Genomic DNA, 12,252 nt, shown 5'->3' with positions numbered 1-12,252 from the left:
TGCGCACGGGGGTCGAAATCGAAGGCGAACGAAGCGGAGGGGCAGTGAACTCGAGCGATACAGCAGCGCCTCCTGCCCCGGCAACAGATCGCGCCGCGGCATTGCTCGAGACGATCACCACCAAGATCCTGCGCCCGTTCCAGTTCGACGCGGTCGCCGACCTCGCCGCTCGCCGCGCCGCACAGGACCTCGCCCGCACTGTCGTCGTGGTCGGAGAAGTCAAGCGCGGCAAGAGTTTCCTCGTCAATGCCCTCGTCGGGTTCCGGGATGCCTCCCCGGTCGGTGTCGACGTGACAACCTCGACGACCCTGTCGTTCACCGATACCGACGCAGGTGCGCCAGGCGGGGGCGCGGAGTTGATCTATCCCGATCGCACCGAGGCGATCCCCCACGCCGACCTGGAGGACTGGGTTTCCTGCGAAGGCGCGCGCGTCCGCGATGCCCGAGCGGTGGAGCTGCCGACCCGCGCAGTGGTCGCTGTGCCCGGCAACCGGATGGGGACCACAACGGTCATCGACACTCCCGGTGTCGGCGGCCTCGACCCCTCGTACGCCGCTCTCGCGGCCGACAGCGCAGCGCGAGCATGCGTGGTGGTGATAGTCTGCGACGCGTCCACCCCGCTCACCGCACCCGAGATGGAGTTCATCTCCGGCGCCGGCGCTGGCGTCGAGGCACTGATCGTTGCGGTGACCAAGACCGACAAGAACGTGCGTCGGTGGAGGCCGATCGTAGAGCAGAACACCGCCCTGCTGCGCGAGCATCTCGGTCGCGAAATTCCGGTGCTCGGGGTCTCGAGCCTGCGGGCCGTCGTCGCCGCCGAGATGCCACCGGGCGCTGCCCGCGACGCGGCCGAGCATCGTTCCGGGATCACCGCGCTGCGCGCGTTGATCGAGACGAAACTCGCTGTCGCCGATCAACTTCCGGCGGCCAGCGGGTTGCGGACCGCGGTAGGTGGACTGCGTAGCCTCGCCGACGACCTCGCCGTTCAGATCGCGGCGATCGACGACGCGGCTCGGGTGGTCCCCGATTTGACCGCGCAGCTCGACGAACTGAAAGAGCTCAAAGATCACTCCCAGCAGTGGGAGCAATATCTGCAACGCGATCTGACGCTGATCCGGCAGAACGCCACCGCCGAACTCGACCGACGGCTCGATGCGATCCGCGAGAAGTGGACGAGCAGGATCAACAAGAACGGGATGGAGGTGCTACGGAAGAACCCGCAGCACTTCACCGCCGAAATGGAGAGAGACTTCCAATCGGCGATGGCCGAGTCGATGACGGTCTTCCTGGAGCAGCTCTACACCACGATCGTGAAACCGCGATTCGATTCCGATGTGGTGTGGGAAGAGATCTACGAGCAGGTCGTGGCCACCCTGTCCGGCCGCACGCTCGACACGCACTCCGTCGCCGGCAAACGCCATGGGCTGCTCGATCCGTCGATGTTGACCATGGGAGTGATGGGATCGTCGATGCTCGGCGGCATCGTCGGACTCTCCACCGTCGTGGGCGTCGGAGCCGTGGTGGGGATCGCGTGGGTCGGTTTCAACCTGGGGTTTCGGGCCATGCGCGCCGGTAAGACGAATCTGCTGAGCTGGATGCGAGAAACGACTGCCGCGACCAAGACAGCGACCGCTCGGACGTTCGAATCGACCATCGCACTTGCCCGCCCGGAGATCGTGATTCGCTATCGCGAGCATCTCAAGACCTCGATCGCACAGTTGCAGTCGCAGATCAAGGACGCCGAAGAAAGTGCCCGCTCGGATACTGCCGTACGGGAAAAGAAACGCGACCGCCTGGAAAACAACCTGAAAGTGGTGAAGGGCAACATCACCCGAGCCGAAGCCCTCATTGCCGAACTCACCGGAGTGGGACGATGACGGCGCAAGGAACGCAGCTCGACCCGGTTCGTGCAGGACTCGATCGCGCCCTGCACGCCCTCGCGGCACTCGGCCCGGACTTGGCCGGCCACGCCAACCGCATCGGTGCCATCCTGTGGTCACCGCCGCGGATCGTCATCGTCGGCCGACTCAAAGCCGGAAAATCGACACTGGTCAACGCGTTGATCGGCGCGAAGATCGCCGACACCGGCGCGCTCGAAGCCACCAGGGTTGTCTCGGTGTACCAAGAGGGTGCACCAGCTCGCGCCGAGGCAGTGCTCGTCGACGGTACTCGGGCACCGGTACACACCGAACGGGGCCGGATCCACGGTCTCGACATCGCGCCGCACGACATCGCCTACCTGCATCGGTGGTTGCCCTCGGCCGCGATCCGCGAGTACACCCTCGTCGACACCCCGGGTCTGGCGACGTTGACGGCCGAGAACGAAGCTCGAACCCGGCGGGTCCTCATCGACGGGTACGACCAAACTCGCACCGCGTCCGTCGACGCCGATGCCGCAGTGTTCTTGTTCGACGGGGCTCCCCGGGCGGACGAGATCGATTTCCTCCGCCAACTCGGCTTCACCCCGTTGACCACCCTGGGAGTGCTGTCGCGCGCGGACGGCTTCGGTGAAGGCGCTCTCGGAGCCCGCGATCCGCTCGCGCATGCGGGCGAGCACGCAACACGGTTGTCGGCCCAGCTCGCCGACACCGTGATGACCGTCGTTCCGATCGCAGGTCTGCTCGCCGAGACCTCGCACACCGGAGTTCTCACCGAAGCCGACGCCCGCGCCCTGCATGCCATGCACGGGATCGACCCGTTCGATCTGATCGACCTGCTCGACTCCGACGACGACGCGCTCGTCCCTCCACACGTGCGCGGCCGATTGGTCGACCTGCTCGGCGAATACGGCACGATCCACGGCCGCACCGTCGCGGCACAGGGCGCTGCAGCGCTCAACGACTGGCTCGTCGCGCATTCCGGTGTGCCGAGACTGCAGAATCTCCTTGCCTCTCATCTGGGCGCGTTCGCGGCGGTGAAACGTGCCCACCGCATCCTCGGCGAACTCGACCGCCTCGCCTACAGCCACCCCGAGCGCGAGCGCATTCGCGACATCGTCGATCACCTGCGATCCGACCCGGCCCTCCACACCGTCGTGCTGTTCGGACATCTCGAAGCGATGCTCGGCGCCGATCCGGCATCTCCGGTCACCCAGGAACTACGTCGTCTCGTCGAACACAGCACACCGGCATCGAGACTGGGCATCTCCCCCACCGCCGGGCCCGACCACGTCCGGGCAGCCGCGCAGGACAAGCTCGCCTGGGCGCACACGCAGGCCCTCGTGACCCTCACCGCTGCCGAAGATGCCGCACTGGTCGCGCTGATCCACACGTACGGAAACCTGAGCCGCTGACGGCGGGTGCCTCCGGGTCCCAAGCTGGATGCCCAGTCACTTTCGTCACTTCAGCCCCACCTGGATCATGTGACTTCTGTCACATAACGATGGGGTAACGGAAGGGCAACGCCTGAGCGTCATCGGAACTCCGACGCTGCTAGCTGCAGGTTCGTTCGTTACCCAGAATCGGGTTCGGCGATGCAGCAGTCCTGGCCGAAAATGAAACAGTTACCAAATGGTGACACTCCAGGGGAATTTCAGTACGGTCAGTGGCGGCTGAGAAACTTCGGCCGACTCCGTACCCGCAGCGCCAAACCTCGTCCCGCGGGAACGGACCCCCACAAGAACACCCAGGGGACGAGGACGGGGGACCCACACGTCCTCTCGGATAACCGGAAAGCTGTGCGAGAGCACAACTTTCCTTGGGGTGAAGCCCAACATTTCCTTCGGGAGAGTTGGGCCGGGCTACCTCTCAGCCCGAACCCGACAGCTGACCTCGCAGGCGCCAGTGGAGAGGATTTCAACTCGTATGAGCGGACGTCATCGCAAGCCGACCACCACCGGCCGCACCGTAGCCAAGGTCGCCGTAACCGGCGCGATCATGGGCACAGCAGGCTTGGCCTTCACGGGCACCGCCAGTGCTGCCCCTGATTCCGACTGGGACCGACTCGCACAGTGCGAGGCCGGCGGCAACTGGGGCATCAACACCGGCAACGGCTTCCAGGGCGGCCTGCAGTTCTCGCCGAGCACCTGGACCTCGCACGGCGGCGGGCAGTACGCCGCCTCTGCCAACCAGGCCAGCCGCGAAGAACAGATCGCAGTCGCCGAGAAGGTGCTCGCATCGCAGGGCTGGGGCGCATGGCCTTCCTGCTCGTCGAGCCTCGGACTCAGCAGCTCGCCTTCCGAGCGCAGTGTCCCGGCATCGCCGAAGTCTGCTCCCGAGGCACCGAAGCTTCCCGACCTCACCAGCATCCCGACGGTCGACGGCACCGCCGAGGTCATCGACGGCATCACGGGCGCGGTGCAGACCATCACCAACGACCCGCAGATCGCCACGCTGATCAAGGACGCGACCCAGGGAATTCAGCTCGATCCCCAGCTGGTCGAGTTCTACCAGGCCAACAAGGCATTCCTGCCTCAGTAAAGCGTCACACTCGACGAAGAAGGCCCCCGATCACTCGGGGGCCTTCTTCGTTGTGGAGAAGCCTGAGGTGTGGAGCAGGTAGTTCTAGCGATTGACGACGGTCACGGGGTGGGCATACGGCAACTGGTCCACGGGCAGCGGGAACTCGGTGTCCTCGCCGTAAGGAGACAAGCCTCCCGAGCGTGAGGAGGCCAACTCACTCACCGCGTGGTCGCCGCGTGCGGTTTCCGGCCAGCCTGGATCGACGTAGGGCTTCTTCGACTTGTTCACCATGCGCCTATTTTGACACCTGCGCTGCGGCATCCGCCAGCCCAGGTCACTAATCTGATAAGCGATGACCGAAACAGCAGCGCCACCGGACCTCGCCACCTGGTTGAAGTCCCGTACCGATACCGAACTCGTCGGCACCCTCACGCTGCGCCCGGACCTGACCGTGCCGCCGCCGTCGACGATCGCTGTGCTCGCCGGACGAGCCGAGCAACGGGCCTCGATCCTCCGGAGCGCCGACACGCTGGACACCCTTGCACTGACCATTCTCGAGCTGCTCGCCATCGAGGGCGCCCACGAGATGCCAGTGCCGCGCTCGCAACTCGACGCTGCCATCGACAAGCGAGCAAGCGCCAAGGCAGTCGAGAAGGCACTGTCGGCGCTTCGCGAGCGTGCACTGGTCTGGGGCACCCGCTCGCTCCGGATGACGCCTGCTGCTCGCGATGCGGTGCCATGGCGGATCGGGCGCATCCTCGATTCCACCGAGGTCCTGACCCCGGAGCGCATCACCGAGGCGCTGGCCGAAATCGACGACAGCTCGCGCAAGCTGCTCTCTACGCTTGCCCGCTCGTCGCCCACCGGGCGCACCCGCGACGCCGCCCCGGGCACCTCACCCGACCGGCCCGTCCAGAAGCTCTTGCGGGCAGGCCTGTTGATCTGGCTCGACGAGCAGACCGTCGAACTTCCCGCTCAGGTCGGCCAGGCGTTGCGCGGCGAACCGATCTCGGACCCCACGTCGATGACACCGCCGAAGCCACAGGCGACCAAGAACTCTCTCGCCGACGTCAACGCGACTGCCGCAGGCGAAGCGCTCGAATTGATACGGCACTGTGCAGCGGTCATCGATGCGCTGGCGGTCAGCCCGGCTCCAGCCCTGAAAGCCGGTGGTCTCGGCGTCCGCGAAGCGAAGCGCATCAGCAAGGCCACCGGCCTCGACGAGGCGCAGGTGAGCCTTCTCCTCGAACTGCTGGCGGGCGCATCGTTGATCGCGAGCGGCACTCCCGATCCCGTGCCGTCGAACGATTCCGGCGACGACTACTGGGCACCGACCGTCGCAGTCGATTCCTGGATCACTGCAACTCCCGCCGCACGCTGGCACGCGATCGCATCGGCATGGCTCGATCTCCAGCGGGCGCCATGGTTGATCGGCATGCGCGATCCCACCGACAAACCCGTCGCCGCGCTGTCCGAGGAAGTGCGCTCTCCCGCCGCACCTCGCGATCGTCGAACCATCCTCGAATATCTGGCCGAGCTCAGTTCGGGTACGGCAACGACCCCGACCGACGTCTCGCGGGGACTGGCGTGGCGGCGACCACGGTCTGCTGCCCGCTTCGGGTTACGCCCAGTGGAGAAGATGCTCGACGAGGCCACCACGCTCGGCATCGTCGCGCGCGGTGCGCTGTCGACACCGGGCAAAGCGCTACTGCACGGGGGCGACGCCGAGGCGTCGATGCGCGACGCGCTCCCGACCCCGATCGACTACGTACTGCTGCAGGCCGACCTGACACTCGTCGCGCCAGGGCCGTTGGAGCCGGACCTGCACGACCGCATCGGGCTCGTCGCCGACGTCGAATCGGCAGGTGCCGCGACGGTGTATCGCGTCACCGAGGACAGTCTTCGCCGCGCGCTCGATGTCGGGTTGAGCGCAGCCGAGCTGCACTCACTGTTCGGGACACATTCACGAACACCGGTTCCACAGGGGCTCAGCTACCTCATCGACGACGTCGCCCGACGCCACGGCCGATTGCGGGCAGGCGTCGCATCGTCCTTCGTTCGGTGCGAGGATCCGGCACTGCTGGCCGAGGTCCTGACATCCAGCGCAGCAGAACAGTTGGCGCTGCGGGCATTGGCGCCGACGGTTGCCATCTCACAGGCATCTCTCGCGGAAGTCATGAACGTGCTCGGCGCGGCGGGTTTCGCACCCGCAGGTGAGGACGCGAACGGCGCAATCGTGGATCTACGGAGCCGCGGCGCGCGGGTCGCTGTCCGGCGCTCGCGTGCCCACTTCCGTAGTCCAGCCGTACCGACCGACGAACAGCTCGGACGCCTCGTCACCGAATTGCGGGCGGGTGAGCGGGCATCGACGGCCGGCGGGCAAGCTGTCCGTTCCGACGGGACGCATGCCACCGGCACCGCAACGTTGGCGCTGCTGCAGACGGCGCTGAAGGCACGTCGCAGCGTCACCATCGGCTACGTCGACGCACAGGGCACGGCGTCGCAGCGCGTCGTGGACCCCGTCGGGATGGGTGGCGGGCAGCTGGAAGCCTTCGATCCGGCGACCGGCGAGATCCGGCGATTCACACTGCATCGAATCACCTCGGTAGCCCTGGTCGACTGACGCGGCTCCGCCGCCGGCTGGCATGCGCGGCTCCGCCGCCGGCTGGCATGGTTGAGTGCACCCTGGTGCACTTATTCGTGCCACTGGAGCGGAGCGACTTGTGGCCCTGGAGCGGATCGACTTCCCCCGCCCTCGAGCCGAGCGATTCCCGCGCACATGGCGCTACCGCCCCGAAGTCTGGACAATGGAGAAGTTGCGCACTTTCACGTGCGTCCAGAAGTGCTCTAGGAGGAACAAGTGACCGACGGACCTTTGATCGTCCAGTCCGACAAGACGCTGTTGCTCGAGATCGACCATGCCCTTGCCGGTGAAGCGCGCGGCGCGATCGCCCCGTTCGCCGAGCTCGAACGCGCCCCCGAGCACGTCCACACGTACCGCATCACACCACTCGCGCTGTGGAACGCACGCGCCGCCGGACACGACGCCGAGCAGGTCGTCGATGCCCTCGTGAACTACTCGCGCTACGCAGTTCCGCAGCCGCTGCTCGTGGACATCGTGGACACCATGGCCCGCTACGGCCGACTGCAGCTGGTGAAGAGTCCGGTGCACGGACTGTCGCTGATCAGCCTCGATCGCGCGGTCCTCACCGAGGTCATGCGACACAAGAAGATCGCACCGATGCTCGGCGCGATGGTCGACGAGGACACCGTCATCGTCCATCCGAGCGAGCGCGGGCACCTCAAGCAGATGCTGCTCAAGATCGGCTGGCCCGCCGAGGACCTCGCCGGTTACGTCGACGGTGAAGCACACCCGATCGAACTCGACACCGAGGGCGGCAAGTGGACACTGCGGGATTACCAGGAGATGGCTGCGGACTCGTTCTGGGCCGGTGGCTCGGGGGTCGTGGTGCTTCCATGTGGCGCAGGCAAGACGATGGTCGGTGCCGCCGCCATGGCGAAGGCCAAAGCGACAACGCTGATTCTGGTCACCAATACCGTCGCCGGACGGCAATGGAAGCGCGAGCTCATTGCGCGGACCTCGCTCACCGAGGAGGAGATCGGCGAGTATTCGGGTGAGCGCAAAGAGATCCGGCCTGTGACAATTGCCACGTATCAGGTCATCACTCGCCGGACGAAGGGCGAGTACAAGCACCTGGAATTGTTCGACTCCCGAGACTGGGGATTGGTGATCTACGACGAGGTGCACCTTCTCCCCGCACCCGTGTTTCGCATGACGGCCGATCTCCAATCGCGCCGCCGCCTCGGGCTGACCGCAACTCTGGTGCGAGAGGACGGCCGCGAGGGCGATGTCTTCTCTCTCATCGGACCGAAGCGCTACGACGCCCCGTGGAAGGACATCGAAGCGCAGGGTTGGATCGCGCCCGCCGAGTGCATCGAAGTCCGTGTGACGCTGACCGACGCCGAGAGGATGGCGTACGCGGTGTCCGAGCCGGAAGAGCGCTACAAGCTGTGTTCGACGGCCCACACCAAGGTCGCGGTCGTGAAGTCGATCCTGGCCAAGCACGAGGATGCTCCGACACTGGTCATCGGCGCATACCTGGATCAGCTGGACGAACTCGGCGAGGCATTGAACGCTCCGGTTATCCAGGGTTCGACGAAGAACAAGGAACGCGAAGTGCTGTTCGACGCCTTCCGTCGGGGCGAGATCCAGACGCTCGTCGTCAGCAAGGTCGCAAACTTCTCCATCGATCTTCCGGAAGCGTCGGTCGCGGTGCAGGTTTCGGGAACGTTCGGCTCCCGGCAGGAGGAAGCTCAGCGACTCGGACGGCTGCTGCGGCCCAAGCACGACGGCGGGCAGGCACACTTCTATTCGGTCGTGTCCAGGGACACTCTCGATGCCGAGTACGCGGCGCATCGTCAGCGTTTCCTGGCCGAGCAGGGCTACGCTTACCGCATCACCGATGCCGACGACATGCTCGGACCGGCCATCTGAGCTGCGGAGTGTCACCCGCCTCGGGGCGTGCGTGCTACTAATGGGCATGTGCGCCGATTCCAGTTCCCTGTCGATGTAGCCCACGCCAAGTCGGTGAACGAGACGATGGCCGATGTTCGACGGCTTCGCGCCTCGGCCATCGTCACCGCAGCGGTGTTGATCGCTGCGGCCGCGTGGTTCTTCTGGCTCGCGCACCCGTGGTCGTACATTCTGGGTGCAGTGTTCGTGATCACCGCGGCAACCTCACTGTGGGTCACGGTGTGGGCGCCGAGGAAGGTCGGCACCGTCGAAGATCTGTACAAGAACGGGAGCCTGGTTCCGGCGGTCATTGCCGAGACACGCGCTCGCGGAGTCACTCTGCTGGCGTTGATCGACATCGCCAAGCCCGATGCGAACTCACCGCACTATGCTCTCGTCACGCGAAGCGTCAGATCGTTACCCGGTCACGAGCTGGTCGAGGGCGAGTTGGTCCCGTCGGTCTCGGTGCTGTCCGACCGCACCAAGAACACGATCAGCGACAGCTGGCAGATGGTATCGCCCATGCCGATCGCCTGGGGGACGACGGACAAGTCGGTGATCGAGCGCGCGACCGCCGAGATCAGCGAGGCGGAATGGTCGCTGCTGGTGGCCAACATCGGTCTGTCGGAGAAGGTCCGTGAGGCCGACAACCAGCAGTTGCTGGTCGATCCGCACGACCTCCCCGACGACCTTCGGTAATCTGCGCCCAGGTCGGTCAGCTCAGCGCCGGCATGACTTCCCGCTCGAAGAGTTCGATGCCGGTGCGGTCGTAGGCGGCTTCCGGGAAATAGAAGATGCCGTAGCCGAGACCTTCCTGCTTCAACGCGGTGAGGTTCTCCACGATCTGCTCCGGGGTCCCGACGCCGGGTAGCCCGCGGAACGCACCGAGCGCACCCTCTGCCTTCTCGGCGCCGACGTACCTGGTGAGCCGGTCCTGCAGCTGCTTCAGACGATCCTCCACCTCCGCTTCGGTGGACCCGATTGCCACGTTGTAGTTGGCCGAACGGACGATTGCACCGAAGTCACGCCCGACGGTCTCGCAGTGTCCCCGCAGCAGCTCCGACTTGTGCGTGAATCCCTCGAGAGTGCCGTCGAAGTTGGTGTAATCGGCATACTTGGCCGCGATCTTCAGCGTCACCTTCTCGCCACCTCCGGCGATCCACAGGGGAATACCGTTATCCTGCAACGGCTTCGGCCAGACGCGAGCACCGTCGACCTGGTAGTACTTGCCATCGAGAGTGGCCGACCCGCTCTCCCACGCCTGCTTGAAGATCTGCACGCCTTCGTCGAGCGCGCCCAACCTCTGCCCGCCGGAGGGAAAGCCGTAGCCGTATGCGCGCCATTCGTGCTCGTACCAACCGGCACCGATACCCATCTCCACGCGTCCACCGGAGATCAGGTCGACCGTCGCAGCGACCTTGGCCAGGTACGCGGGATTGCGGTACGCCATCGCTGTGCACATCTGACCGAGACGAATACGCGACGTCGACGCCGCGAATGCCGACATCAGCGTCCACGCCTCGTGCGTCGCCTCCTCCGTCGGTTCCGGAACGGTGTGGAAGTGGTCGTACACCCAGAGGGACTCCCACGGACCGGAATCCGCTGCGGTAGCCAGATCCCGCATTACGCCCCACTGTGCAGCAGGGTCGATACCGACCAGGTCGAGTCGCCAGCCTTGGGGAATGAACAGTCCGAATCGCATGGTCAGAATCCTACCGATGCACCAGGCAATAGACTGAGCGCCATGAGCACAGGCTCGCTCGCCGCACTGTTCCAGTCGCACCGAAGCCATCTCCTCGCGGTCGGCTACCGCGTCACCGGAAGTGTCGCCGACGCCGAGGATGCAGTCCAGGAAAGCTGGCTCAGACTGTCGGCTTCCGACGCCGAATCGATCGAGGATCTGCGCGCATGGCTCACCACCGTCGTCGCTCGAATCTGCCTCGACCGGCTGAAGTCGGCTACGTCCCGGCGAGAAAGCTATGTCGGCCAATGGCTTCCGGAACCGGTCGTGTCGGTGTGGAACGCTCCGTCGTCGGACCCACTCGACCTCGTCGTACAGCGTGAGGACACCAGGCTGGCCGCTCTCGTCGTGCTCGACACACTCACCCCGGCCCAGCGCGTGGCTTTCGTGCTTCACGACGGCTTCGCCGTGCCCTTCGACGACGTGGCAGCCATTCTCGACGTGTCCCCCGCCGCAGCCCGCCAGTTGGCGTCCCGTGCCCGCAAGCAGGTCGACGCGACACCTGCTGCTGCGCCCGATGCCGAGCACGACGAGGCGGTCACCCGCCTCATGACGGCGATGGCGAGCGGTGACCTCGACCGCGTTCTCGCCGCGCTGCATCCGGACTGCCGCATGATCGGCGACAGCGGCGGCACCACTCGCACTGCGGTACAGGTGGTACGCGGCCCGAGCAAGTGCGCTCGGTTCTACCTCGGCCTGGTGGCGATGTACGGTCCCGCGTCGTTGACGTCGATGTCACCGGCGTCGGTGAACGGACAACTCGGCTACTACTCCCGTGGTGTTTCCGGAGAGCGCAGCTTCCCCGCCCGCGCCGGCGGCTTCACCGTCCGCGACGGCCTGGTGTGGGCGTCGTACGACTTCGCGAATCCCGCCAAGCTCGCGGGCGTCAGCGCTGAGCTGGCAGCTCGGCCTGCGGAGTGAGCCGAGTGTCTGCACTCTCCCATGGCACCCGACATGCGTCACCCGAGCTGAATCCCTGTTCGGTGATACCGAGGGACGAGTTGATCCGAGCGCGCATGTTCTCGAGGCCGATCTGGAAGGTCAGCTCGACGACGCCGGCGCGGCCGAACCGTTGTTCGAGATCGGCGACCTGACCGTCGGAGACGGAGTCCGGCGTGGACGTCATGGCATCGGCATACGCGATGGCTGCTCGCTCGTCGTCGGTGTATTTCGACGACGTCTCGTAGTCGCCGATCTCTTTCAACCTGTCGACATCGAGGCCGTCGAGTCGCTGCATCATCGTTCCGAAATCGACACACCACGAGCAGCCGAGCGTCCAAGCCACCCGGTAGACGGCGAGCTCGCGAACGCTGAGAGGAAGCGTCGTCGACGCTTTGTCGGCTGCGAATTCCTGCGTGAGGGAGGTGAAGAACAACTTCGGATGGTTGGCGAACACCGCGAACGGTTCCGGCACTTCACCGACCATCTTGGCGGCGGCACGGTATGCCAGGCGGACCAGAATTCCAGCGTCGGACGGGGCGACCGGCGGTATGCGCGACATGAGTTCTCCCGAAAGTAGTAGGACCATCTGCTCTCTTCGACGAGCTGCCGGTTGGAAATGTGACACCAGCTACGCT

Annotated in this window: 10 protein-coding genes and 1 riboswitch; of the genes, 7 read left to right on the top strand and 3 right to left on the bottom strand. The window is 65.6% G+C overall.

The window, feature by feature from the left end; genetic code table 11:
* The first annotated feature begins 44 nt into the window (after window positions 1–44).
* From ACODSO_RS08115 to ACODSO_RS08105, 3 genes are all read left to right on the top strand, one after another.
* Window positions 45–1,877, top strand: coding sequence for a dynamin family protein (locus tag ACODSO_RS08115; protein ID WP_489036321.1), 1,833 nt, complete (start codon window positions 45–47; stop codon window positions 1,875–1,877).
* Window positions 1,874–3,292, top strand: a complete 1,419-nt coding sequence (locus ACODSO_RS08110) for a dynamin family protein (RefSeq protein WP_489036319.1) — start codon at window positions 1,874–1,876, stop codon at window positions 3,290–3,292. The genes ACODSO_RS08115 and ACODSO_RS08110 overlap by 4 nt, the downstream gene beginning before the upstream one ends.
* A 319-nt stretch (window positions 3,293–3,611) precedes the next feature.
* Window positions 3,612–3,795: riboswitch (cyclic di-AMP (ydaO/yuaA leader) on the top strand.
* Between the two features lie 8 nt (window positions 3,796–3,803).
* A complete protein-coding gene (locus ACODSO_RS08105) occupies window positions 3,804–4,418 on the top strand; it encodes a transglycosylase family protein (RefSeq protein ID WP_489036317.1) in 615 nt (204 codons plus the stop codon).
* 84 nt (window positions 4,419–4,502) lie between these two features.
* On the opposite strand, the gene ACODSO_RS08100 is transcribed toward ACODSO_RS08105, so the two are convergent.
* Window positions 4,503–4,691, bottom strand: a complete 189-nt coding sequence (locus ACODSO_RS08100; protein WP_489036316.1) for a hypothetical protein — start codon at window positions 4,689–4,691, stop codon at window positions 4,503–4,505.
* Window positions 4,692–4,752: 61 nt separating this feature from the next.
* Here ACODSO_RS08100 and ACODSO_RS08095 point away from each other — a divergent pair, with 61 nt between their 5' ends.
* The 3 genes from ACODSO_RS08095 (at window position 4,753) to ACODSO_RS08085 (ending at window position 9,633) form a co-directional block, all read left to right on the top strand.
* Window positions 4,753–7,023 carry a helicase-associated domain-containing protein gene (locus ACODSO_RS08095; protein ID WP_489036315.1) on the top strand — a complete coding sequence of 757 codons (2,271 nt, stop codon included), beginning with the start codon at window positions 4,753–4,755 and terminating at the stop codon, window positions 7,021–7,023.
* A gap of 237 nt (window positions 7,024–7,260) precedes the next feature.
* Window positions 7,261–8,916 (top strand): DNA repair helicase XPB, encoded by a 1,656-nt coding sequence (locus tag ACODSO_RS08090; RefSeq protein WP_489036314.1) that lies wholly within the window; start codon window positions 7,261–7,263, stop codon window positions 8,914–8,916.
* Window positions 8,917–8,964: 48 nt separating this feature from the next.
* Window positions 8,965–9,633, top strand: coding sequence for a DUF3239 domain-containing protein (locus tag ACODSO_RS08085; protein ID WP_489036312.1), 669 nt, complete (start codon window positions 8,965–8,967; stop codon window positions 9,631–9,633).
* Window positions 9,634–9,649: 16 nt separating this feature from the next.
* Here ACODSO_RS08085 and ACODSO_RS08080 read toward each other — a convergent pair whose 3' ends face one another.
* Window positions 9,650–10,636, bottom strand: coding sequence for an LLM class F420-dependent oxidoreductase (locus tag ACODSO_RS08080; protein WP_489036310.1), 987 nt, complete (start codon window positions 10,634–10,636; stop codon window positions 9,650–9,652).
* Window positions 10,637–10,678: 42 nt separating this feature from the next.
* On the opposite strand from ACODSO_RS08080, the gene ACODSO_RS08075 reads away from it, so the two are divergent.
* Window positions 10,679–11,596, top strand: coding sequence for a sigma-70 family RNA polymerase sigma factor (locus ACODSO_RS08075; RefSeq protein ID WP_489036308.1), 918 nt, complete (start codon window positions 10,679–10,681; stop codon window positions 11,594–11,596).
* On the opposite strand, the gene ACODSO_RS08070 is transcribed toward ACODSO_RS08075, so the two are convergent.
* Window positions 11,562–12,176, bottom strand: a complete 615-nt coding sequence (locus ACODSO_RS08070) for a carboxymuconolactone decarboxylase family protein (RefSeq protein ID WP_489036306.1) — start codon at window positions 12,174–12,176, stop codon at window positions 11,562–11,564. The two genes, ACODSO_RS08075 and ACODSO_RS08070, sit on opposite strands and share 35 nt — an antisense overlap.
* Window positions 12,177–12,252: the final 76 nt, after the last annotated feature.

The organism is Rhodococcus sp. FG69, from assembly GCF_057808915.1.
Note: the sequence above shows the minus strand (reverse complement) of the source record. Positions and strands in the feature narration are given on the sequence as shown.